A 24,446-nucleotide genomic window follows, 5' to 3' on the forward strand; every position below is an offset into this window, starting at 1 on the left:
CTCGCCATTACGGCGTATGTGGATGATAGTCAACGCTTTCACCGCCAAGGTCCTCTACAATGGCGGCGACCTGTCCGCAACGGCGGACGCGCGAGCGACATCCACTCCATGCCAACAAAAAACAAACCTTCGAAGAAGGCGCCCCCGAAACCGCAGCAACCGGCGCTGACGGCCATCGTGGCGCGCATCGAGAGCATCCGCGACGCGCTGGGGGCTACCGGCCAGCGCATTGCCGACTTTATCGCGCAACATCCGCAGGAAGTGATGCATATGTCGGTCAGCGAAGTGGCGGAGCGCACCGGGGCCAGCGAGGGCAGCGTGGTCGGCCTGTGCAAGACGCTCGGTGCTACGGGCTTTCAGCAGTTGAAGATAGTGTTGGCGCAGGAGACCGTGCGGCCGGTACAAATGATTCACGAAGACTTGGAACCGAACGACAACGCTGCTGCTGTCGTGCGCAAGATTTTTCAGAGCAATGTGCAGACCCTGCACGACACACAGTCAACCCTGGATGTCGGGGCGCTGGAGCGCGCGGTACGCATCCTGAAGAAGGCCAAGCGCATCGAGATCTACGGCATCGGCAGTGCGGCAACGATTGCAGAGGATGCCCACTACCGCATGCTGCGTATCGGCCTCAACGCCAAGGCCGTTATCGATTCGCATATGCAGGTAATCAGCGCTGCGCTGACCGGGCCGGATGTCGCCGTACTGACCATCTCCCATTCCGGTAGCACGCATGAAACCGTAACTGCGACGCGGCTGGCGAAGGAGGCCGGCGCGCATACCATTTGCATCACCAATTTCGGTAAATCGCCAATCCAGGCGTTCTCCGATGTCGTGCTGCTCACGATGGCCCGCGAAACCCAGTTTCGCACAGAAGCGATGACCAGCCGCCTGGCGCAGTTGGCGATCATCGACGTGCTGATCGCGTGCCTCGCTCTAAGCGACTACGATCGCGCGGTCAAGACGATCCGCCACACCTTCGACGTACTGTCGCTCAAACGCTACTAATGTCGGGTTACAAGTGCGTGTGCCTGGTGCCCCATGTCTCAAGCAACTGCGCGGGGGTTTCCGCATCAGCCTCAGGCCCTGTACCGAGGAGAAGATAGGACATACCCATCGCGACCGCACCCGCAGCATCGGTTGCCGGATTGTCGCCGATCATCAGTGTCTGCGCCGGCTTCGCCCGCAACCGTCGCAAGCCCTCCCGAAACAGCACATCGGAAGGTTTGCCGATGATGCTCACGGGACGCACGTCGGCGCAGGCGAGTACCGCCGCCAGCAGCGTACCGGTTTCCGGCACGCGCCTGCCGTTTCCACCGGGATGGCTGAGATCGGGGTTCGTGACAATCAACCGTGCGCCGGTGCGCAGCACATTCACCGCTAGCAGCAATTTTCGGTAATTGAAGGCGCGGTCTAGCGCCAGCAACACGACGTCCGGGTTCTGCTCCACCAGCCTGCAGCCCACCCGCTGGGCATAGCGTCGCAATACCGGGCTGCCAAGCAAATACACAAGCGCGCTGGGCGAGGTTTGCCACAGCCAGTTCACAGTCATCTCGCCCGCCAGCACGAGCTGCGCGGGTGCAACGACGAGGCCCATCTTCCGTAGCTTGCGTGCCATGCCGACCGCCGTGTCGGTGGAGTTATTCGACACGATCGCGTAGCGCCCATGCAGCGCCTCAAGCAGCGCAGCCGCGCCCGGCATTGCCGCGCCGTCGCGGATCAGTGTGCCGTCCAGATCGATAAGGTAATGCCATGCTGGGTCGTGCCAAGGTGACCGCACCGCGGGCGAGAAGCCCGGAACGAGGGACGTACGATTACCCGAGGACAAAGGTCCGATATCTGTCATTGCTACATACATTGGAATTAAAATAACCAGCTCTTCACGTTCGGCTACATCTTTAGCCTTGGATGGCGTCCAACTGGACGCCATCCAAGGCCAAAAGCAGTTGTATCGGGTCACCTCCGATCTGGAACGCTGCATCCCGAGAAGAAGCTTTCTTGAATCATTGCGCGTGCACGATCATGCCTATAGGTGAAGTGCCATGGCAGGATCGCTGACGCCGGGCTTGCCGGTTTCGACGCGGCCCGAGAATCGGCGCTCGAAGTTGGCAGCCGTGACGGTAAAGTCGTACCAGCGGCCGCTTTGGCTCAAGTCCCAGTTCAGCACGCCAGTCGCACCTGCTGCCACATCCAGAGTCCACGGGCCGTCGGTGCGGTAGGCGTTGGAGTGGACCATCGCCGTCCCGCTCTTGGTGCCGGTGTTGTGGACCTTTACGTAGACCTGGCCATTGACCGGCTCGTAGCAGACCTGGACTTCGGGCTGGAAGTCGGCCGCGCTGCTGGCGAGTGCATCGCCCTTGAAGGTGCGCACGAATCCGTTGGTGCTATAGACCCACAGCTCGTACTTTCCGCTGTCGGTCGCGCTGGTGTTCCAGTCGTCGGTCACCATCTTGCCTGCTTCCACGGTGTAGCGGCGGGGAATGCGGTCGAGGTGCAGCTTGTCGTAGACATGGAACACCGCGCCCTGAGCGCCGGTGTTACTGAACGTCAGCGACACCAAGCCGTTTGGTTGGATGCGTGCGCTGGTGTGCAACTCGTAGGGCAGCGCGCGCGAAAAGCGGGTGCCGGGCTCCTGGAACAGCGGCTGTGGCGTGGCCGGTGCGCTCGGGGTGGGCAGCGAGCTCTGCGCGGCCAGGACTGCGGCGTAATTACTAGTGTCGGGCAATGCGGGCCACTTTGGATCGTTGGGCGACACGAAGTCAAAACATGAGGTCAGGTCGCCGCATACTACGCGGTGCCACGGGCTGATGGCGTCGACGGTGACGCCGAAACGCTTCTCGAGAAACATGCCCACGGAGGTGTGGTCGAAAACCTGCGAGTTGACCCAGCCACCCTTGCTCCATGGCGAGATCACATACATCGGTACGCGTGCGCCCAGGCCAAATGGGCGCACGGTACCGCTGATGGTGTCACTGGCGAGGAGACGGGCGCGTGTCGGATCGGAGAAGTACTCGCCGTCGAGCGGCAACGTTGCCTTGCCGGCCAGCGTGCCATCAGCGTTGTACGAGGGTGGTGCTGGCGCCGGCAGGTGGTCGAATAGACCATCGTTCTCGTCATAGGTGAGGAAGAACACGGTTTTGGCCCAGACCTCCGGGTTGGCAGTCACGGCTTCCAGCACCTGCGAGGTATAGTTGGCGCCGATCGCCGGGTTGCTGTTGCCGGAGTGCTCGGAGTTCGCGGCCGTGCACAGTATCCACGAGACTGCCGGCAGCGTGTCGTTAACCACGTCGTTGCGCAAGTCGGCAATCGAATAGTCCGTCATGCCCTTCACATACAAAGCTGAGCCGGGCTGCGCATTGCGGAAGCTCTGGAATGCCAGGCCGCCGTGCATGGCGCCGGTCCAGTTGTCGTTGGTATTCTGGTAGATCTTCCAGCTCACGCCAGCGTTCTGGAGCACATCCGGCAACGTTTGCCAAGTGAGTGCGTTGTCCGCATAGGTGTAGCCCGGGGTCGGCATAGTGCCGGTGATCCAGCAGCGGTCGTTGTCGGGCTCCGAGGTCCGGTCGTTGCTGTTGATGCCCTGCTTGGCGAGCACGGGGTCGAAGCCGGAGCCAGAGAAAAAGACCACGCGGTTGGGGTCGGTGCCGCTGGTGACGGAGCAGTGGTAGCCATCGCAAATTGTAAAGGCGTCGGCCAGCGCGTAATGGAAGGGGATGTCTTCACGGCGAAGGTAACCCATCGTGTACTGGGTCTTGAAGCGCGGCCAGAACCCCATCTTGCCCTGGTCCCAGGCGGCCTGCGAGTCCTTGAAGCTGTGCGGCGTGCTCGGTGATTGCAGCGCCTTGGTCGTGGTCCCGTCCATGTGGTAGGGCGGAATCTCTTTCGTACCGTCCGACTGGAACCAAACGTCCTTACCGCTCTGGAGCGGTATCGGGAAGCGGTCGCCAAAGCCACGTACGCCACGCAGGGCGCCGAAGTAGTGATCGAAGCCGCGATTCTCCAGCATCAGAATCACGACATGCTTGACATCCTGGATGGTGCCGGTGTCAACCGCGGCGTTGACGGCGAGTGCCTTCCGAATTGAGGCAGGGAGCATGGACAGGGCCGAAACCGCGCCAACGGCGCTGGCGGATCTGCGTAGGAAATCGCGTCGGTTAGTCATGATTGGTGTCAATGGATGGATCGATGGTAAGTGGAAGACGTCTCTTGTCAGGGTGCGCAATGGAGCGTTGGTGCCGCTTGCGGGCCAGGGGTGGCGGGTGCGGGCTTGGTCGCCGGTGTCGAGGCCGCCGAGGAGTCGTCGCCGCCGCCGCAGGCGGTGAGAATCAGGCACAAGAGTGCGGCCGCGACAGCAAGGCCGTTACGGGACGAACTTGTTTTCATGGAGTTTTCCTTGAATGTAATCATAGGGAAGCAAAGCCGGCAGGCTCGGAGGTGGTATGGCGCACCGGCTCAGGGAACAGAAAGCAGCAGGGGAAGACCATCGCCGTGCTCGACCGCATAGAGCCCAGGAAAGGGAGTTGCGCGCCCCTCGCATCGTGCAAATCCCGGCATTGGTTCGTGTCAGACCAGCTTGCGACGCAGCCGCGCGGCCAGTTGATCCAGCAAGAACACGGTGATGAAGATTGCCACCAGAATTGTGCCCACATGGGCGTACTGGTACATGTCGTAGCGGCCTTTCAATTCCTGGCCGATGCCCCCCGCGCCCACCAGGCCGACAACCGTGGCCATGCGCACGTTGCGATCCAGGATGTATAGGGTGTACGCGATGAATTGCGGCATGACCTGAGGACCCACTCCATACGCCAGCACTTTTAGTTTTCCGGCCCCGATTGCGCGCAATGCCTCCTGTGGCTTGGGATCGGCAGTCTCGATGTCCTCCGCGTAGAACTTTCCCAGAAAGCCCATTGAATGGATCGCCAACGCGAGTACACCTGCGATGGGACCAAAGCCGTAGGCCAATACCAGGAATAACGCACTGATTAGCTCTGGCATGGAGCGAAACAAGCTTACGAGGCTGCGTGCGGTCACGTAGAACGCGCGATTTGGCGTGTAGTTTCGTGCGCTAAAGTACGCCAGCGGCAGGCTCGCTCCTATCGCAAGTAAGGTGGCCCAGATCGCGATCTCGAAGGTCTCGATCATCTTCACCGCCACCTGCCACAAGTAACCCATGGGCTCTACCAAATACTCACGCGTAACTACGCTCGTTTCCATGCGCAAGGTATCGGGATTCAGCTTCGACTCACTAACCCCAACGGTTTCCAGGTGAGCCAACCAGGGCAATTGCGTCGGATCGAAATTTTCGATGCGAGCAACCTCTACCCGCTCGGATATCTGGATGGGAAACAGGCTGTGCGCCAGATGCCCAAGACCCGTGGTGACCTGCGACTGCGGCTTGATGCCGACCGACGCCAGCACGCCATCTGCGGTTAGCGCCACCATCTTGCCCATTTCTACGCGTTGCCCCACGTATAAGCAGAGAATTAGCGTCACTAGTAAGGCAAGCACGGTCTTGGCTCCGTAGGGATGGCCAATGTTCCAGCGTGTGTCGGATGCGGAGTTTTGCATCACACCTCCTGCAATTGCAATCTGGCCCCCGCCGGGGCGGGCGGGGCCGCGATCGGCACACGAGCCTCCTGGCCGGCGGGCGCGTCGCCCACCTCGTACAAGGAGTGCGCGAGAGTGTCGTCAAACGCGGTGGCGGGGCCGTCAAACATCACCACGCCACCACGCAACGCCACGATGCGGTCGGCATACTCGCGCGCCAAGTCGATTTGGTGCAGGCTGCAAAGCACTGTCGTTCCGCGCTCGCGGGCTTGCGTGCGCAGCAAGGAAAGGATTTCCCGGCTGATGCGCGGGTCCAGGCTTGCCACAGGCTCATCGGCAAGCAGTAACGGCGGATTCAGCATGAACGCTCGCGCTATGCCCACCCGTTGCTGCTGTCCGCCCGACAGATCGCTCACCCGTCGATGCAGGTGCTCTGGTGCGAGCCCGACCTGCTCGATGAGCCCGGCGGCCCGACCACGCGTCTCAGCAGAAAAACGCGCCAGCAATGCGCGCCAGGCTGGCAGGACCGGCAGCGCGCCACAAAGCACATTCATCGCCACCGTAGCTCGCGAGACCAGGTTGAATTGCTGATGCACCATGCCTATACGCGGGCGCACGGCGTTGAGCGTCCTGGCGTCAAGCTGGACACCGTCGACCCGCACCGTGCCCTGTGTGGGAACAACGAGACCATTGGCCATGCGCAACAAGGTCGACTTGCCTGCACCCGAGGATCCCAACAGCACGCAAAACTGTCCGCGCGGCACCACCATCGACACGGATTTGAGCGCCGCGGTGCCGTCGGCATAGCGCATGCCGACTGATTCATAACTAAGCATTCCCATCTCCGTCTGAGCGCAGATCAACGCTGCGAGGCCTTCTTCAGAATCTCGGCCTTGATCTCGTCGGATAGCAGGGTCATCTTGGATGCAGGGCCGGCGAACTGCGCTTCAGAGAACTGAGTATCGTAGCGCTGGATCTTGGCACCGCCGTATCCTCGGATCATCTCTGGCGTCACGCCAGGCGCTTTGTGCACGTTGGCGAATGCCTTTTTCAATTCGGCCTTGAGCGCCTCGGGGAGCTTGGTGTTCATGGCCAGCGGCGGATATGGAATCGGTTCGCTCTTGAAAATCACCTTGACGGTGGCCGGATCCACCGCACCTTGGCGCACCGCCTTGTCGAAGGAATCGAACGACAGGGCTGCGGCGTCAACCTGACCTTGCACCAGTGCCGCCAAGCTGCTGGCGTGGCTGCCAGTCAGGCGCAATTCGGCCAGGTCGCGCGCCGGATTCATGCCATCGCTCAGCATGGATGCCATCTGGAATGTGAAACTGGATGCCGAGTTCACGTCGCCGAATGCTGCGCGCTTCCCCTTGAGATCCCGCAGGCTGACGATCGGCGAGTTCGACTTGGCAAACATGCCTGCGTAGTAGATGGACTGCCCATTCTCGACACCCACGGCTAACAGCTGCGCGCAGCCGCGCTGGTGCGCTTGTACATAGGAAACCGGCCCGAAGAACGCGATTTCTGCCAACTGGTTGCACATTCCTTCCACGACCGCCCCATACGATTGACCGACCTTCAGATCGAAATTCAGGCCAGTGCTGCGGGTAATAGCATTGAAGACCGGTGCATAGTCGGCCTTGGTTCCCGATTCGGTGCCCCCATCGGCGGGAATCAATAGCACGCGCAATGGATGTGCCTTGGACCCATCGGGGGCTGATTGAGCATGGACTTGGACGCCCGCAGCCATCGTCACTGTGGCGATGAGCGCAGCAACGGTGCGGGGGAGAGTTGTCTTCATTGCGAATCCTTGTACCTATGGGCGTTTGTGCGCTGTTTCCCAGGAGGGGGTACGCGCTTGAGACGCAAGGTTAGACAAGGAGCGTGACAGTTGCATGAAGACTACTCAATTATTTGGCTATGCAAATTGAAAAACGCTCAGTCAAGGCAATGGCTATCGGGATAGTGCGTAGGCTGGACTTGTCGCTACTATCACTTAGTTCCCAGACCCAACATCCGGCCCGGGACTAGATGGCGTCGACGAGTTCCTTCTATAGCGTGACAAGGTCTTCAACCGAGCACGCCACCGCGCCGGCCCACACAACCGTCGAAGACAATGGCTGGAGCGAAGGCAAACCTAGCAAGGGCGCTTTACCACTGCAGTCGGCAAGGCTGGCGCGATGTATCTGGAGCGCCACTGGCATCAGTGCGAATTCGAAACGATCGAGAAGCTGCGCGGGCTCGCCGAGCAAGCCGGTGAATCGCTAGCGAAGTCCTCCCTGGCGTGGGTCCTGGCGCACCCGCCCATTACCTCGGCGATCATCGGTGCGAGTCATACCGATCAGTTGACGGGTTCGCTAGCCGCTACGGATCTTGTGCTCGATACAGAACTGACGGCGCAACTCGACAATACGACAGCCGGGTCTCGGTGGGGGTGACGCGGCGCGTTGAGGCTGGCCCAGTGCCCATAGTCGGGGGCACGGGCGTTTGACGATCACGGAGCAGACGGGGCCCGTTGCCACTTATCCGATGGCAACGGGCCCCAAGGCGTACTCCGTATCAGACCGCTACTGCGAACCCTATAGAAGGCCAAACTCGGTGAGGTCTGGGTTCCGATGCTCTGCGCGGAGTACTTGCGCAACTTCATGCGCATCATCGAGCAGTGCCTTATCACTCAATGCCGGGGCCAGCATTTGCACGCCTATCGGCATTCCTGCATGGTCAAATCCCGAAGGCAGCGCGATGGCGGGCGAACCGAGGAAGTTAGCCGGCCGCAAGAGCTTTCCAAGACCCGAGTGGACGACGTCCGCGGCGTCCAGGACCTGAGCACCCTGGTCACAAGCTGGCATCAAGAGGGCGGGGAACTCCCCGAGACAGTGCGCGAAGAGTCGGGCGGCATGGCGCCTACGTTCATGCGCGGCGCGATAGTCCTCCTCCTTGATCGCTCCGCCGGTCAGGATCCGGTTTCGAACAACTTCCCAAAGCGGTTGGGCATTGTCCAGCGCCAGTGGGCCATAGTGCCTGAAGCCCTCATAGCTGAGAATCAAGGAGTTGTCGTCAGCTAACTGATTCATAGCCAGGAGAGGCGGCGGGGTCCAGTTTCGGATGTGATAGCCTGCTTGCTTGAGCAGGTAGATCGTGTCATCCCATACGCGCTGTGCATCCTTTGCCAGGCACGTAGGCCAGGCCGCCTCGTCTAATACCAGTAGCGCCTTGGAGGACCCATCGGCCCGCAGTTTCAGGCTTTGGTAGACCTCCACCGGTGTGGCCAAGGTGATGGGGTCAGCGGAATCGGGTCTGGCGAGAATAGCTATGAGGGCGCGCGCGTCTTCCACCGTGCGGGCAATCGGACCCAGCACGTCAAGTGTTCCGGATAGCGGAAGGCAGCCGGCTCGGCTGATCAGGCCAGAGGAAGGTTTGAATCCCACCAGGTGGTTTAGTGTCGCCGGCGCGCGCACAGAGCCGCCGGTGTCGCCACCCAAGGCGATCGGCGCCAGCCCGGCGGCCACTGCGACGCCAGCGCCGGAAGAAGATCCTCCTGGTGCTCGGTGTCCCACAGGGTCCCAAGGGTTGCGTGCGGTGCCGACGGTCGCGTTCTGGCCGGAGAGCCCGAATGCATACTCGGTCATATTGGTCTTGCCGAGAATGACTAGCCCGCTCCCGATCAAGAGCTTGGCTGCGGCGCTGGTTTCGGAGCTGATCCTGTTAGCACGGGTTAAGGACCCGGCTTCGGCAGGCGTTTCCGCCCACTGGATACTGTCCTTGAGCGCTATTGGCACTCCGTGGAGAGGGCTCAGCCATATGCCTGCAAGAAGCAGTTGATCGGCGAGTTCCGCCTGGGCCATCGCTCGCTCTTCGAACACGGCGCTGAAGGCATGAAGCTTGTCGGCGCGTGCGATCCGGTCAAGAAAGTGCCGCGTGACCTCTCGCGAGGTCAGTCGTCCGTCGTGTATGTCCTGGGCTAGTTGTAGGGCGCTGCGAAAGTGGAGGGGGAGATTGGCTTGCGACATGATTGTCAGGGAATGAAGGAGCCTCATCTGGTGAGGCCAAGGGGCCAACAAGGGTGGATATAGACGAGCCCAGTGAATCAATATTCCGATACAGTCAGTCCAAACTCGAAAGACAACATGCGCTGAATGTCTTCGGGGTCGACGAGTTGTTGCTCGACTTTTCCATTCGTAACGATCTTCAGCGTATTGCCGAACAGCAACTTGCGACCAGCCTGATTGTGTTGAATCACCAGAAACTTTTGTACAAAGATCGCGTCCGGATGCGTGGAATTCAGGTAATTAGCGGGCGCAAAATCGATCCACTCCTGCGCAGACAAGTCGAATGCATATTGATTTTCCCATTTCCCATCGACCAGCGCCTTCAGTAGGTACTCTCGGCCATTTGATCTGGTCAGCATAAAGCTGTCGAAGTCCTGTTTGATTTCAGTGTCGAGTACATCCAGTCGTATCGGAGCCCTGATCCCGTAACTGCCGAAACCCAGATCACACAGCCACTGCTCATCGTTCACTGTCAGCACGAGTGCCATATGGGTCTTGGGTCTTTTGACCGGGTAAAACATCGGTCTGGCTGCAACGAACTGATAGGGGACACCAAGCTCTTGTAGGGCCATCGCGAAGATTCCGTTCACCTCGTAACAGTACCCGCCTCGTTTACGATGGAGAATCTTTTCAACGATATGTTCGGGAACCAGGGAAACGCCTTTTTTTGCCTGCACGTCCAGATTTTCGAACGGAACGGTAAATAGCTGGCGCCTCATCATCCCAGTGATTGTTGCGATGTCAGCCTCTGCAGGATATTCAAAACCCATCCGGTCAAAGTAGTGTCGCAATGTAAAGTTCTCAGCCTTCATTGTTCGATAGCTCTGGTTAATCCTGGATGTTTGAAGAGCCTCTCTTCAGTTATTACACCAGCGATGGAAATGGTCGACACGCGCGAGATGGCCGGCCCTCACCGGGCTGGGGTGCCAGTCGCGCCAGCTGCAAAAAATTCGCTTGCGGCAGCGAGTGCGGTTGCCACCGCCGCCTTGCCGACGTCGAGGTGCGTGACCCAGCGCTGCTGGGTTGCGCCATACGCAGACGTGACGCCGATGCCCTGTCCGGCGAGGTGCTCCGCGAAGGCCGACGCGTACTTCGCAGCGACATTCACGAGAACGATGTTCGTGTCAGGTTTGGACACAGACAGGCCCGGCAGCGCCGAGAGACCTTGTGCGAGCGCGCGCGCATTGGCATGGTCGTCCGCGAGTCGCTCGACATTGTGTTCCAGCGCGTATAACCCGGCCGCAGCGAGAATCCCCGACTGCCGTAGTCCACCACCGAGCATCTTGCGCAGGCGTCGTCCTTTGGCAATGATGGGCGCGGAACCGGCGAATACCGAGCCGACCGGCGCCCCAAGTCCCTTGGACAAGCACACCGAGACAGTGTCGAACGGTCGGGCCAGCGTGTCGACCGAAACACCGAGTGCCACGGCCGCATTGAACACGCGGGCGCCGTCCAGATGGCAGGCAAGCCCGTGCCGGCGGGCCACTGCCGTCGCCGCATCGACGTAGGACAGCGGAAGGACCTTGCCGCCAATCGTGTTCTCGAGTGCGAGCAGGCGCGTGCGTGCGAAGTGCGGATCGTCCGGCTTGATCGTCGCTTCGATGTCCGCCAGGAGTAGCGTACCGTCGGGCTGGTTGGTCAGCGGTTGGGGTTGGATGCTGCCCAGCACCGCCGCGCCTCCTGCCTCCCAGCGGTAGCAATGCGCCGTTTGGCCGACGATGTACTCGTCACCGCGCTCGCAGTGCGCCATGAGCGCGATGAGATTGGACTGGGTGCCCGACGGCACGAACAGCGCGGCCTCCTTTCCGAGCATGTCGGCCATCCGCGCTTCCAGTCTCCTTACAGTCGGGTCGTCGCCGAAGACGTCATCGCCCACCTCGGCGGCGGCCATTGCGGCGCGCATGGCCGGCCCAGGCCGGGTGACGGTATCGCTACGAAAGTCGTGTCGAACTGCGGTATTCATGCCATCTCCCTCTTAAAGAACGCCCATGGTGACATTCCGCTTGCCGTCAGCCTATATACAACAGCGACGAATCTGTTACGTAACAGATTTGCTCGTCGGGATGACGTACATGCAGACAACGGAACCGGTGGTACCGCGATACTGGCTAGCGAGGCGGTAGTGGGACGGTATCGCGCAGGCCGGACTCAAGGAGAATCGGAACCTCGTCGGTGCCCACGTCCGGGGAACGGGTCACCCGGAACTGCGGCGTAAGATATGGGCGCCTAAAGCAAGAGGTAGGGCGGGAGCGTTGCACAGCTTGGTGTGATGCTTGGCTATCACGGCTCGATTGTCGACAGGTAAGCCGCAGCCTCTTCAATCTGCCGCTCGTTCAGCGTTGCCGCCACGGCCGTCATTGTCCCCGGTGAGGGTGTTCCCGCCTTCGCGCGGGCCTGGAACTCGTGGAGCCGGTTGATGACAAATGCAGCCGGTTCGCCGGCAATGCTCGGATAGCGCGCGCCATTGCCTTTTCCATCGACCGCATGGCAACTGAAGCAAGCCGGAACGTCCGGAGCCGCTCCCAGCTCGGCCAGTTGCTTGCCGGCCATCACCAGGGCCGGTGGAGGTGGGTGTTCGCCCTGGACGCGCGGAGGATTTTGGGTTGAAAAGTATACCGCGAGGCTGCCTATTTCGCTGTCGGAAAGCGCATGTGCAACGCTTTGCATGACAACGCTCGCACGAGTTCCTGCCTTGTACATCGACAGTGCATGTGCAAGATAGTCTGGATTCTTTCCCGCGAGCCTTGGTGCGCCAGTTGCCGTGCCGGCCCCTAGTACGCCATGGCACGAGACACAGTTGGTAAGGGTGGGCGCTGGTGCACTGAGAGCGGGATCCCCCGCAGTGACTGCAGATTGCGCGTGACAGACGCTGGATATAGCGATAAGCGCTACTAGACTAAAACGCAACCGGTAGCCCCGCAGGTTGGTAGGGTAGGGGTCGGTCATGAGCATTATCCTGATATGGTGATGGTAAGCGCTGTCCGAACAATGAATGGCATCACTATGCAGCGTCAATACTGACGAATGAGTTACCATCGAATTACAAGATCGTAATTTTTATAGAATGATCCGTTCTCCCGGCTCGGGGAGACCAAATCAGTGCGGTTTCCAGCGGGCGTGAAGTGCAGCCATTTACATAGACCTTTTATACGCGGCATTCCACATGACGGTGGTTGGCCGTGACATCGTCATGGTTATTTTGTTCAATTAATCTATGTATTTTTTAAATTTTAATTAGCAATTTCATAATGAAAATTTACTCGCTACTGTCACATAAATGTTTCAACATTCCGGTCGGGATTGCTGAGCCGTACGGCTCACTCCCCTGCCATGATCATCCCCCGGCAGAAGACAAGCTACTTGATCAAACAGAAACAGAGATTGACAGTGAAAAAGACTCTCTTCGCATTGGCAGCCGCTGCCGCAGCTTGCGCCGTGTCCGGCGCTGCTTTTGCCCAATCGTCCTCGACCAGCGTGACTCTCTATGGCATCGCTGACGCCGGCGTTAGTTACCAAAGTCACGTGCAAAGCGTCCCGGGGCAGGGCGGCTCGCTGTATGGCGTGACATCCGGTGGACTCTCCGGTTCGCGCTGGGGCATTCGCGGTGTGGAAGACCTCGGGGGCAACCTGAAGGGCATCTTCGTGCTGGAAAGCGGCTTCAATATCGATTCGGGTACTTCGGCCCAAGGCAACCGCCTGTTCGGCCGCCAGTCCTATGTTGGCCTGCAAGGCGACTACGGCGCCTTCACTCTGGGCCGCCAGCAAAACGCGCTGTATGACCTGTTCGGCGCCTACGACCCGATGGCGGTTGGTAGTAGCTACTCCCTGAACTCCGTCGACACCCTGGGCTTTAACGGTCGTGCCGACAACGCCATCAAGTACACCGGCAAGTTCGGTGGGCTGACCGCAACGGGCTTCTACAGCACCGGCCGCGACAGCACTATCCCCAATGGCACCGAAGTCCCGGGCCATTTCAAAGTCGGCACCAACTTTGGCGGTGGCCTGGCGTACGCGAGCGGCCCGTTCTCTGCGGGCGTCGCCTATGACCAGTACCGGGGCAGCAGCATCGCCGCGGCTGACGGCACCGCCAAGCGCATCGCGGTTGGCGCGTCGTACGCATTCGGTGAGGCCAAGGTGTTCGCCGGCTACCGCTGGCTGCGCGATGAACTCAACGCCGCTACCACGGCCATTGTCACTGCCCGTCATGACAACCTCTACTGGGTCGGTGCACTGTATAAATTCACCCCGGCCTTCAGCCTCACCGGTGGGACCTACTTTACCGATGCCCGCACTGACAACAAGGATTCGTTGATGTTCGTCCTGAACGCCGACTATGCCTTTTCCCAACGTACCGATGCCTACCTGCTGCTCGGCTATGTGAAGAACCACGGCAGCGCAACGTACGGTGTGACCAGCACGATGAACACCCTGCCTGGCCAGAACCAGACCGGCGCCATGGTCGGCGTGCGTCACCGCTTCTGATTGCACTCGCGGCATGCACTGGCGAGCTACCGGGCCTCGCCAGTGAAAGTTCATATCGACCTTGGCTTGATCACTGAGTACAAGGACGTTTGGCCGGCGGTAATGCCGGCCAATTTTTGTGGTGCTCCCGGCTCGGGCGCGCTAGATGACTTCAGCTCCGGACGGGCAGGTAGGTCCGGGCCACGAAGTCGGCCCGTTTGGAGACCGGAGCGAAACGGCTCGATTCGATGGCGAAGTCGAGAGTCGCAAACCGGGAATTGGACATGGTTGGCGGGCTGCTCAATTCTGTTTCGGAATCTTCGCGGTTTCGATAAGGTCCGCCCACTTCTTCTGCTCGCTGGCGATGAAACGCACGAAGTCCTCGCGGTTGCCGGTGCCCGGGACAGCGTTGGCATTTGCCAGGTCCTGGCGCAATCCGTCAGATTTCAGCACCTTTTGCAGCGCGGCGCCGAGCTTTTCGACGATCGGCTGCGGCGTGCCCTTGGGAAACACCAGGCCACCCCACGACACGTTCTCATAGCCCTTCAGGCCAGCCTCGTTCAGCGTCGGCAGATCAGGATACAACGCAACGCGTTCGCGGCTGGTGATCGCCAGTGCGCGCAGCTTTCCGCTTTGCACGAGTGGCCACGCGACCGATGCATTGGTGATGGTGTAGTCGAGTCGGCCACCGGCGAGGTCGGTCAGGGAGGGCGGATCCCCATTGTATGGGACGAACAGCACGTCAATGCCGGCCAGCTTCTTCAGCAATTCACCGCCCATGTGGCCGCTGCTGCCAGTGCCCGCGGCGGCGTACGAAAGTTTGCCCGGGGACTTCCTGGCCAGCGCAATCAACTCGGCGACATTCTTGACCGGCGAATCAGCGCGAACCACGAGCAGATTGTAGATGGAGAACATACGGCCCACCGGGACAAAGTCCTGTCGCGCATCATAGGGAAGCCTGGTGAAGAGGGCCGGGTTAATTGCCAGCGTGTTGATGTTGCCATAACCCAGCGTGTACCCGTCCGGTGCGGCGCGCTTCAACAGGGACATGCCGATGTTGCCAGCCGCCCCCGGGCGATTGTCAACGACAAACGTGGCATTTGTTTCCTTCGACAGGTGTGCCAGCACAATGCGGGTCAGGACATCAGCCGATCCCCCGGCAGCGGAGGCAACGATGACGGTGACCGGCTTTTGGGGCCACGGTTTGTCGGCTGCCTGGGCAGGCGAGCTGAAGCTGCAGGCCGTACTTAGTGCGAGGGCATTGAATACAGTGGCAAGACGCATGAAACCATCTCCGGGCGAATAGGTGGATATGGAGATCCTGGACCGTTCCGGAAGCAGACAATTGGCGTAGCGGTGGGCAAGGTGTCGAAGCCGCGTGGCGGCTTCGGTGATAAGTCAAAAGCAAGAGGTCCTACGTACTGAAAATCCTGGTGGTGAAGGCGTTACCAGGGCCACGCGATGCTGGAGCCTATGCGGGCAGCGGCAGCCCGCTCGTGGAGCAGGCGTGCCACGCTCAGGTCCTGCAGGGCGAGGCCCGTCATGTCGAATACCGTGATATCGGCCGGTTGCCGGTTCGCGCTAACCATGCCCGTCAACAGATCGCCTACTTCGATGGATGGCATTTCGGTGGCCCACTGAGACTCGCCGATCTGGCGCGCTTGCGCCTGGTCGTCGACGTAAAGACGCACCCGCTCCAGCAGGCCCTGCGGTAGCTCCCGCTTGCCCTTCGTGTCAGCACCGACGCAATTCAGGTGCGTACCGGGTTGCACCGCCTGCGGTTCGAACAACGCGCCGCCGCCTGGGGTAGCGGTGATCACCACGTCGCTCTCGGACACCGCCACATTGGCGTCTTCCGCGAGCGCGATATCGCATCGTTGCGCGAACTGCGCTTCGAATGCGGCGTCGCGTTTGCCATCCGCGGTGGCATACCGCACGTGGCGGAGCGCCGGCAACAGCCGCAGCGCAAAGTCAAGTTGCACGCGCGCCTGCACGCCGGTGCCGAAGATGCACAAGTGTGTACTGTCCGCACGTGCGAGATGCTGCAGCCCGAGGCCACCTGCGGCACCGGTGCGCATCGTTGTGATTGCGTTGCCGTCTATGATGCAGGCGGGGCGCCCAGTGGCCGGGTCAATCAGCATGATGGTGGCCTGGTGGGGCTCACCGCCAAGCCGGCGGTTGTTTGGCCAGAATCCGGCCGCCTTGAAGCCGAGCAAGCCTTGCGCCTGCACATCCCCCGACTTGATGCCGAATACGCCCCCCGTGATGAGTGGCTCCCGGACCAGGGGAAACACGCGGCCCTCGCCTTGACTATGCAGCACGAATGCCTCACGCACGGCTCGCAGGACATCGTCATGGAGCAGCAGGGCCTCGACCTCGTTCTTATCGAGCAGCAGGAGGCGAGCGTCACTTGGCATCGCTGTACACCGTTGCTCGCGATACGCCCAGATGCATCGCGACGACTTCCATGGCCCGGCGGATCTCCATGCAGCCCGTCGCCTTCAGTTCGCGTATCAGTGCACGCCTGTCCGTGGCCTTGAGCGAGCGGGGCGTGGTAGCGAGCCGCGCCGCGAACTGGTCGATGCGATGCCTTATCGCGTCCGCGCCGGCGGGATCGAGCGATTCGTTGACGCCCGCGGCGACGCCTACGCTGCCGAACTGTCCCAGCACGGTCTGCAAGCCGCGGAAGAGCGTCAGGTCCACGTTCAGGCACAAGGCGGCAATGTATCGCCCGCTCGAATCCTTGATGCCGATGGACGTGCTTTTCGCCTGGCGGCCATCGGCGAACTGATTCGCATAGTTCGCGATGACCTGCTGGTATTGCGGATCGGCAATACGGGCCAGCCCGAGTTCCGTAGCCGGGTCGCCGACCTGGCGGCCCGACAGGTTGTTGTGGATCGCCAGGATGGCCTGTTGCGGATGAAGGAGGTCGTGAACAACGACTTCGCAGAACGGCGCCAGTGTCTCGCCGAGACCCTGGGCCACTTGTTTGAGTTGTTCGAGCAGCGCTTGCTGTTCCAAAGTTCGTTTCATCATATAGACAAAATATCCAGTATCGGACAGTCCGTCAAGAAATTTTCTTCCGGCTCGCCGGCGACTGGCGGCCCCTTGGCGGATTACCGGCCGGCGTTGTACCGCGCGACTTCGGATGAGCGTCAACCGCGGGGCAGGGACATCCTGCGCCTGCCGGCCAATCTGGCTAGTTTGAGGGCTCTCCGGAAGGTCCTCGAAAGAATGCTATTCTGTCAAGCTGCGCGCCTTGCCCGGCCTGGCGGTGCGTTGCCTATTCCGATGTCAATCTAATGCGCTACTCGATTTACCTGCCAAGCAAGTGTCCGTTCCAGTTGCGGATCAGGGCTTTTAATGTGGCGCATCCGCCGCATGTGGCCACCAAGTCCCGACGCATGGATTTGGGGGCGTCGCCAGTAAGGGCGGGCCGGCGATGATGGCCGAATCGTCGCGCTCGCAACTTGCGTATCTCAGCCTGCGGGATGACATCTTTGCGTTTCGCTTATTGCCGGGAGACCGCTTTACGGAGGGTGATGTCGCGGAGCGTTTTGGCATCTCCCGCACGCCGGTACGCGAGGCGCTGCTCCGACTCCAGGCCGAAGGGCTGGTGCGCGGCTACTACCGCAACGGCTGGGAGGTGGTGCCGATTGACCTGGCGCGCTTCGAGGCGCTCTATGATCTGCGCACTCAACTGGAAACGCATGCCGCTGTCCGCTTGTGCCAGGAGCCGGCCTCGCCGCGCGTGGACCGTGCAGGCCTCGCGGCGCTTGATGCAATCTGGCAAGTCCCGCCAGCGCAACGCCTGAGCGACGGCAACCAGGTCGCTGACCTGGATGAGGCATTTCATCGGGCCATCGTATGCGCGGCGGGCAACCCGGAGGCAGCAGCGGTGCATCAACAGGTGACGGACCGCATCCGAATCATTCGCCGGCTCGATTTCGCCTACGGCGACCGCATCGAACTCACATATGAGGAACACGCCCGCATCCTGACTGCGCTTGCTGCGTTCGATAGCGGGAGGGCGGTCGAGTTGTTGACCGCTCATATCGAGGAAGGGCGCGTCGAGGTCAGCCGGCTCAGCACCCAGCGCCTGGAGCAAGCCCGCACCAGCCTGGAGCGCCCGCTGGCGACTGATGCACCGCCGCGACGCAGACGTTTCGGTTGAGCTTTGATATGGTGCGGTCGGCACCATACCCTTTCCCACATCCATTGCCTTCCTCAGCCAGGGGGGGGGCGGCACCGCAAGCACTAGCTTGACCGGCGCGGCGTTGCTCGCCTCCAGACCTGAGCAGTACGTTTCATGGCATATGTCTTGCATTTGCTTTCTGCGAAATTTATGTATACATAATTTGCGGAACGCATCATGACATTTCATCGGAACCCGATTCGTGGCTGTCGCGGCATGGCCGTGGCGCCGCATTCTTTAGCCTCTCAGAGTGCACTGGCGATCTTGCGAGAGGGTGGTAACGCGATAGAAGCGATGATCGCGGCAGCAGCGACCATTGCCGTGGCCTACCCGCACATGAACAGTATCGGGGGCGACAGCTTCTGGCTGATCGCTAGGCCGAACGAGGCGCCCAGAGGCTTGGAGGCATGCGGCGCGGCGGCAGGCGCTGCCAGCATCGAGCGCTATCGCGAAGCGGGCCTGACCTCGATTCCTTTCCGGGGCGGCCTGGCGGCTAATACCGTGGCCGGTACAGTGTCAGGCTGGAGTGCTGCGCGCACCTGGTCGCGCGAGGTGCTCGGAGGACGGATGCCACTCTCGCGGTTGCTTGCCGACGCCATCGGCTATGCCCGCGATGGGGTGCCGGTCACGCATAGCCAGGCCACCTGCGTTGCCGCCAAGGCCGGTGAACTGTCTGGAATTGCCGGATTTTCCGAAACATTCCTCGCGGACGGCGTGCCGTTGCCCGGAGCGCGCTTTTGCCAGCCGCGCCTGGCGGCCACACTCAAGCAACTGGCGGAGGCCGGACTCGACGATTTCTACCAGGGCGACCTGGCCCGGAGCATTGCGTGCGATCTGGCGGCAGTTGGCAGTCCGCTGAGCCTGAAGGATCTTTCAGACCATCGCGCGGTATGGAAGGAGCCGCTCGCTCTGGCGCACTCTCGCGGCGTCGTCTATAACATGCCTCCGCCTACCCAGGGCCTGGTCTCGCTGCAGATCCTGGGCCAGCTGGACCGCCTGCTGGACAGCGGAATGGACGCAACCGGAGCGCCGTTCGTCCACGCCTGTGTGGAGGCAACCAAGCAAGCCTTCCTGGCACGCGACCGCCATATCACGGACCCCGCGTTCATGGACGTGGATCCGCGGGACCTCCTGACACCGGCCTGGCTCGATGCCGCGGCCGCGCGTATCCGGCCCGACCAGGCGCTGTCCTGGGGGCAGGGCCTCGGGCCAGCCGATACGGTCTGGATGGGCGTGATCGATGGAGACGGCGTCGCAGTCAGCTTCATCCAGAGCATCTATCACGAGTTCGGCAGCGGCATCGTGCTGCCTGCCTCCGGTATCAACTGGCAGAACCGCGGCTGCAGCTTCTCGCTGGACCCGGCCGCGCGCAACCCGTTGATGCCGGGGCGTAAGCCATTTCATACGCTGAACCCGGCGCTTGCCCGCCTCGCCGACGGGCGCACGCTCGTCTACGGAAACATGGGCGGCGACGGTCAGCCGCAATCGCAAAGCGCGGTTTTCTCGCGCGTCGTGCATTTCGGGATGAATCCGCAGGCAGCCATCGACGCACCTCGCTGGCTGCTGGGCCGCACCTGGGGCCAGACGACAGACACCCTCAAGCTCGAGGCGCGCTTTCCTCAAGCCACTTGCGACACCCTGCGCGCGCTCGGCCATGAAGTCGAGCTATTGAAGTCTTACGACGAGACCATGGGGCATGCCGGCGCAATCGTGCTGCAGGCGAACGGGCTCTACGAGGGCGGCTTCGATCCCCGCAGCGATGGCGCCGTTGCTGCCTGGTAATGCGCGCCCGGATGTTGCGTGGGCCCGCGGCTTCGCGGGGCAGTCTTATTCCCTTGTCTCGCTTCCCCTATATTTGTTCCCTGGAGTAGATTGATGAATACCGTTGCAGAGAGTGCCGCCACCGGCGCCACAGTGGCCTTGCCGGCGGCGCGCGTGCGCTGGATTCAGCTGGCACTTGGCATGCTGTGCATGATGGCGATTTCCAGCCCGCAGTATGTCTGGACGCTGTTTACGAAGCCGCTCGCAGCGAAGCTGGGGGTTCCGCTGTCGGAGTTGCAGATCACGTTCTCGCTGCTGATCGTGCTGCAGACATTCTTCTCACCGTTCCAGGGGGCACTGATCGAACGCTTCGGGCCGCGCAGGCTGATTGCGCTCGGCACGGTGCTTTCCGGTCTGAGCTGGGTCCTGGCAGCGCAGGTGCACAGTGTCGGTATGCTGTATCTCAGCTATGGCGTGGTAGGCGGCCTGGGCACGGGCATTGTCTACGTCGGTGTGGTGGGACAAATGGTGCGCTGGTTCCCCGATCGGCGCGGGCTTGCCGTAGGCATGGTCGCTGCGGGATACGGCATGGGCGCCATCGCCACGACCTTCCCGATCGCCTCGGCGTTAGCCGAGAAGGGGGTTGAAGCGACGTTGTGGCAGTTTGGCCTGCTGTTCGCCTTCATCGGGTTCATTGCCTCGCAGGGCTTGCGTTCACCGCGTGGCATGTCGCTATCGGAGCACGCGCCCGCCTGTGAGATTGCCGGGCCGGCCGCCCGCGATGTACCGACCCGTCAGATGCTGCGCACGCCGTTGTTCTGGCTCCTCTTCGGCATGATGACGATGATGTCCACGTCGGGGCTGATGGTGACATCGCAGATGGCCACGTTCGCCAAGGACTTCGGTGTGGCGGGCGTAACCGTGCTCGGCATGGCTGCGCTGCCGCTGGCACTCACGATCGATCGGTTCACTAACGGCTTGACACGCCCACTGTTTGGCTGGGTGTCCGATCGGTGGGGCCGCGAAAACACGATGTGCTTCGCCTTTGCGCTGGAAGGGGTGGCGATGGCGCTGTGGCTCCTGACCCGCGAGAACGCCGTGCTGTTCGTGCTGTTGTCCGGCGTCGTGTTTCTCGGCTGGGGAGAGATCTTCTCGCTCTTTCCATCCACGTTGACCGATACGTTCGGCACGCGCTATGCAACCACCAATTACGGCTGGCTCTACATCTCCCAGGGCATTGGTTCAATCCTGGGCGGACCGCTCGCTGCCCTGATGCACGAAAGACTCGGTAGCTGGATGCCTGTATTTGGTGTCGCCATTGCCCTCGACATTTCGACAGCATTGCTGGCGATTGCTGTGCTCAAGCCGGCACGCCGGCGCTACCTCGGATAAGACCCGCGTGGCCAATCCTTCGGGACGCTTTATTTTTTGTGGTTTGATGAATATTTATCATTCCGCGTTAACCTTGATAGAAGCATTATAATGAAGCAGATAGCAGTCAATACAATGGTACTAGTATCCGGGTTGCTACCTTTAGCAGCTTATTCGGCTGACAAGCCATTTGATGTTATGGAATCGTCCGTTGCCGAGATCCATGATGCGATGCAGGCAGGAAATTTGACATGCCATGGACTTGTAAAGCAATATCTTGATCGAATTCAGGCTTATGATAAGCAAGGCCCGGCATTGAACGCCATGCTCTATATTAATCCGGACGCTCTTGCGCAAGCGGATGCCATGGATCTTGAATTCAAGCGCAGTGGAAAAATGAAACCATTGCACTGCATTCCTACAGTACTAAAAGACAATTACAATACTGCAGATATGCCAACCACCGGGGGCTCCGCTTCGTTGGCGGGAGCGCGGCCCGCAGAAGATGCATTTGTTGTAAGTAAACTAAAGAATAATGGTGCATTAATTATCGGAAAGACTAATCTTCAGGAGTTCGCGCTAGGTGGAGTTACTGTGAGCTCCCTGGGCGGGCAAACAAAGAATCCATACGATCTAAAATTGACTCCCGGTGGCTCAAGCGGCGGCACCGCGGCGGCACTGGCCGCAAATTTCGCAACGATTGGTACCGGATCGGATACGGCGAATTCGCTTCGTTCGCCAGCTTCTAATAATAGTCTGGTTGCAATTCGGCCGACGCTTGGATTGGTCAGCAGATCTGGCATCGTGCCGGTTTCCTTCACTCAAGATGAGACGGGACCTATTGCGCGTTCGGTGGGCGATGCAGCCCGCATGCTGGACGCCATGGCGGGGTATGATCGAGCGGATCCAGTAACTGCATTTAGCGTCGGGCACATCCCCAAGACGTATGCCGATTCCCTGAAAAAGGAAGGGGTGAAAGGGGTACGGATCGGCGTAATGCAGACTCTTTTCGGAATTGGACCTGACCATCAGGAAGTCAATCGCGTCATGGCGAATGCAATCGATATTCTGAAAAAGAATGGAGCAATTATTGTGCCCATCTCAACACCGGAGATGGACACCGATAAATTGAACGCCAGTCTTGATGTGCAGAAGTATGAATACAAAAGCAGCATTAATGCCTACCTCAAAACGGGCGGAAAGAATTATCCCGCACATTCACTGGATGAGATCATCGCCAGTGGAAAAACGCATCAATCGCTGAGTAAATTCTTGCTGTCCGCCCAAGGTCTGGAAGATGGCCTGAATGAACCGGACTACAAGGAACGGCTACTAAAGATCGACGCGCTTAAGATGAGTCTTGCAAACTTGATGGCGGAAAATCGGCTGGATGCGATGATTTATCCACACCAAAAACGCCTGCCTGTGCCAATTGGAGAGTATGACCAGAAGGAGCGTAATGGTATTCTAGCTTCGCTAACAGGTTTCCCCGCCGTTGTTGTTCCTGCAGGGTTTTCTTCTCCAACCGAGGATGCTCCGCGCGGCGTGCCTGTCGGCATGGAATTTCTCGGTCAGCCATGGAGTGAACCTCAGCTGATCCAGTACGCGTATGGTTTTGAACAGGCTTCCCTCGCGCGCAGGGCGCCGGCGTCCACGTCCACGGCGCGCTTGGCACGCGTCGACTGAAGATCTATGTTTGAATAAATGGCCCGTTCACCGGGCCATTTATTCATTTCAAAATAGATTCTCGCTCATATTTGTTGTTTTTGGCATATTAAGCGCTTCATTGCATAGCGCGCGCTGCGGCAATCTGCGCTCCAGCGTACGCCGCGCCGATAGGATTCTTCGTCGCGGAAAGCCGGCGCTAGCCGGCCTCTGACCCGCGCGGGCGGGGCGCCGCCGAAACCAAAATAATCTTTTGGTTAATCGGTCTGGGGATCGCTTCTTTTTGGCTTCCGTCTTCGTCAAACTCCGTGCATGACGCATTCCTGGCTTGGGGTGCGCTGACAATAACAAACCGGAGACGACATGGATGCCCCCATCACCAATGCAACTCGTCGCGCCCTGCTGCGGGCAGGACTGTTGGCCCTCACCGCCATGACCGCTTTCACCATTGCCCCGGCCGCGTTCGCGGCCTATCCGGACAAGCCGATCCGGCTGGTCGTGCCTTATCCGCCGGGGGGCGCCACGGACGTGATTGGTCGCATCGTTGCCACTCGCCTGGGCGAAGTGCTGGGCCAGCAAGTGGTCGTTGACAACCGGGGAGGCGCGGGCGGAAATATTGGCGCGGAAGTGGTCGCCCGGAGCGCACCAGACGGCTATACGTTGCTGATGGGCGCACTGACGTCCCATGCAACCATGGCCACCCTGGAAAAGGGGCACTTGCGTTACGACATCATCAAGGACTTCGCCCCGGTGATGGTCGTCGGCTCGGTGCCACTGGTGGTGGTGGTCAATCCCAAGTTGCCGGTCAATACGCTGCAGGAACTGGTCAAGTACGGCAAGGCCAATCCCGGCAAGCTTAACTACGCCTCGTCTGGTGCCGGCGCCCCGCAACGCATGGCGGCTGAGATCTTCAAGAAAGTTACAGCTATCGACATGACCCATGTGCCGTACAAAGGAAGCGGCCCCGCCATGACAGACTTGGTGGCCGGGCAGGTCAACATGATGGTGGAGACGGTACCAGCCGCGCAGCCGTTCATCAAGGCCGGCCAGTTGCGCGCGCTTGCGGTGGCGGCACCCAAGCGCATCTCGATGCTGCCGGACGTGCCCGCTGCCGCCGAGAGCGGCATGCCCTCACTAGACGTCAGTTCCACCTTCGGCGTGTTGGCCCCGGCGGGCACGCCCGCGCCTGTGGTCGAGCGCCTGAATGCGGCGCTGACAAAGATCCTGGCAATGCCCGACGTCAAGGCACAGTTCCTGAAACAGGGGGTCTATGCATTGCCGCCAACGACCCCCGAAAAAGCGGCCGAGCGCTTGCGCACCGAGGTCACACGCTGGGAAGAGGTAATCACCGACGCCCATATCAATTCCGATAGCTGAACCGACTTCTCCCCACGATC

20 protein-coding genes and 1 pseudogene are annotated in these 24,446 nt (G+C 60.5%); 8 read left to right on the forward strand and 13 right to left on the reverse strand.

Annotation, left to right across the window (positions count from 1 at the left end):
* The first annotated feature begins 174 nt into the window (after positions 1-174).
* Complete coding sequence (locus tag AC1DS6_RS03250; protein WP_477102060.1) at positions 175-1,008, forward strand: MurR/RpiR family transcriptional regulator; 834 nt, start codon at positions 175-177, stop codon at positions 1,006-1,008.
* Between the two features lie 7 nt (positions 1,009-1,015).
* On the opposite strand, the gene AC1DS6_RS03255 is transcribed toward AC1DS6_RS03250, so the two are convergent.
* The 5 genes from AC1DS6_RS03255 to AC1DS6_RS03275 form a co-directional block, all read right to left on the reverse strand.
* Positions 1,016-1,846 (reverse strand): HAD-IIA family hydrolase, encoded by an 831-nt coding sequence (locus AC1DS6_RS03255; protein ID WP_477102024.1) that lies wholly within the window; start codon positions 1,844-1,846, stop codon positions 1,016-1,018.
* 180 nt (positions 1,847-2,026) lie between these two features.
* On the reverse strand, positions 2,027-4,162 hold the full coding sequence (locus AC1DS6_RS03260) for a phosphocholine-specific phospholipase C (RefSeq protein WP_477102025.1): 2,136 nt from the start codon (positions 4,160-4,162) through the stop codon (positions 2,027-2,029).
* Between the two features lie 401 nt (positions 4,163-4,563).
* On the reverse strand, positions 4,564-5,568 hold the full coding sequence (gene phnE, locus AC1DS6_RS03265; RefSeq protein ID WP_477102026.1) for a phosphonate ABC transporter, permease protein PhnE: 1,005 nt from the start codon (positions 5,566-5,568) through the stop codon (positions 4,564-4,566).
* Complete coding sequence (locus tag AC1DS6_RS03270; protein WP_477102027.1) at positions 5,568-6,359, reverse strand: phosphonate ABC transporter ATP-binding protein; 792 nt, start codon at positions 6,357-6,359, stop codon at positions 5,568-5,570. Before AC1DS6_RS03270 ends, phnE begins: the two co-directional genes overlap by 1 nt.
* 47 nt (positions 6,360-6,406) lie before the next feature.
* Entirely contained in the window at positions 6,407-7,348 is a 942-nt protein-coding gene (locus AC1DS6_RS03275; RefSeq protein WP_477102028.1) for a phosphate/phosphite/phosphonate ABC transporter substrate-binding protein, read from the reverse strand.
* Positions 7,349-7,727: 379 nt separating this feature from the next.
* Between AC1DS6_RS03275 and AC1DS6_RS03280 the strand changes: the two genes are divergently transcribed.
* Positions 7,728-7,985, forward strand: a complete 258-nt coding sequence (locus AC1DS6_RS03280; protein WP_477102029.1) for an aldo/keto reductase — start codon at positions 7,728-7,730, stop codon at positions 7,983-7,985.
* A 141-nt stretch (positions 7,986-8,126) separates the two neighbouring features.
* Here the strand turns inward: AC1DS6_RS03280 and AC1DS6_RS03285 are convergent, their stop codons facing one another.
* The 5 genes and pseudogenes from AC1DS6_RS03285 to AC1DS6_RS03305 all read right to left on the reverse strand — a co-directional run.
* Positions 8,127-9,557, reverse strand: coding sequence for an amidase (locus AC1DS6_RS03285; protein WP_477102030.1), 1,431 nt, complete (start codon positions 9,555-9,557; stop codon positions 8,127-8,129).
* A gap of 77 nt (positions 9,558-9,634) precedes the next feature.
* Positions 9,635-10,408, reverse strand: coding sequence for an arylamine N-acetyltransferase family protein (locus AC1DS6_RS03290; protein WP_477102031.1), 774 nt, complete (start codon positions 10,406-10,408; stop codon positions 9,635-9,637).
* A gap of 98 nt (positions 10,409-10,506) precedes the next feature.
* Positions 10,507-11,559 (reverse strand): low-specificity L-threonine aldolase, encoded by a 1,053-nt coding sequence (gene ltaE / locus AC1DS6_RS03295; protein WP_477102032.1) that lies wholly within the window; start codon positions 11,557-11,559, stop codon positions 10,507-10,509.
* Positions 11,560-11,876: 317 nt separating this feature from the next.
* A complete protein-coding gene (locus AC1DS6_RS03300; protein ID WP_477102061.1) occupies positions 11,877-12,263 on the reverse strand; it encodes a c-type cytochrome in 387 nt (128 codons plus the stop codon).
* Positions 12,264-12,281: 18 nt separating this feature from the next.
* Positions 12,282-12,632 (reverse strand): annotated as a pseudogene (locus tag AC1DS6_RS03305) (c-type cytochrome); the annotation flags it as partial.
* Positions 12,633-12,983: 351 nt separating this feature from the next.
* Here AC1DS6_RS03305 and AC1DS6_RS03310 point away from each other — a divergent pair.
* Entirely contained in the window at positions 12,984-14,078 is a 1,095-nt protein-coding gene (locus tag AC1DS6_RS03310; RefSeq protein ID WP_477102033.1) for a porin, read from the forward strand.
* A gap of 279 nt (positions 14,079-14,357) precedes the next feature.
* Here the strand turns inward: AC1DS6_RS03310 and AC1DS6_RS03315 are convergent, their stop codons facing one another.
* The 3 genes from AC1DS6_RS03315 to AC1DS6_RS03325 form a co-directional block, all read right to left on the reverse strand.
* On the reverse strand, positions 14,358-15,341 hold the full coding sequence (locus AC1DS6_RS03315) for a Bug family tripartite tricarboxylate transporter substrate binding protein (protein WP_477102034.1): 984 nt from the start codon (positions 15,339-15,341) through the stop codon (positions 14,358-14,360).
* 161 nt (positions 15,342-15,502) lie between these two features.
* On the reverse strand, positions 15,503-16,474 hold the full coding sequence (locus tag AC1DS6_RS03320) for an ornithine cyclodeaminase family protein (RefSeq protein WP_477102035.1): 972 nt from the start codon (positions 16,472-16,474) through the stop codon (positions 15,503-15,505).
* Positions 16,464-17,093 carry a helix-turn-helix transcriptional regulator gene (locus AC1DS6_RS03325; RefSeq protein WP_045242889.1) on the reverse strand — a complete coding sequence of 210 codons (630 nt, stop codon included), beginning with the start codon at positions 17,091-17,093 and terminating at the stop codon, positions 16,464-16,466. Before AC1DS6_RS03325 ends, AC1DS6_RS03320 begins: the two co-directional genes overlap by 11 nt.
* A 406-nt stretch (positions 17,094-17,499) precedes the next feature.
* Between AC1DS6_RS03325 and AC1DS6_RS03330 the strand changes: the two genes are divergently transcribed.
* From AC1DS6_RS03330 to AC1DS6_RS03350, 5 genes are all read left to right on the forward strand, one after another.
* Positions 17,500-18,231 carry a GntR family transcriptional regulator gene (locus tag AC1DS6_RS03330; protein ID WP_477102036.1) on the forward strand — a complete coding sequence of 244 codons (732 nt, stop codon included), beginning with the start codon at positions 17,500-17,502 and terminating at the stop codon, positions 18,229-18,231.
* 237 nt (positions 18,232-18,468) lie between these two features.
* Complete coding sequence (locus tag AC1DS6_RS03335; RefSeq protein WP_477102062.1) at positions 18,469-20,034, forward strand: gamma-glutamyltransferase family protein; 1,566 nt, start codon at positions 18,469-18,471, stop codon at positions 20,032-20,034.
* Positions 20,035-20,127: 93 nt separating this feature from the next.
* Positions 20,128-21,405 (forward strand): oxalate/formate MFS antiporter, encoded by a 1,278-nt coding sequence (gene oxlT, locus AC1DS6_RS03340; protein ID WP_477102037.1) that lies wholly within the window; start codon positions 20,128-20,130, stop codon positions 21,403-21,405.
* Between the two features lie 90 nt (positions 21,406-21,495).
* Positions 21,496-23,070 carry an amidase family protein gene (locus tag AC1DS6_RS03345; protein ID WP_477102038.1) on the forward strand — a complete coding sequence of 525 codons (1,575 nt, stop codon included), beginning with the start codon at positions 21,496-21,498 and terminating at the stop codon, positions 23,068-23,070.
* A gap of 342 nt (positions 23,071-23,412) precedes the next feature.
* Positions 23,413-24,426 (forward strand): tripartite tricarboxylate transporter substrate binding protein, encoded by a 1,014-nt coding sequence (locus AC1DS6_RS03350; protein ID WP_477102039.1) that lies wholly within the window; start codon positions 23,413-23,415, stop codon positions 24,424-24,426.
* Positions 24,427-24,446: the final 20 nt, after the last annotated feature.

It is taken from the genome of Cupriavidus sp. 05L310 (genome assembly GCF_056398185.1).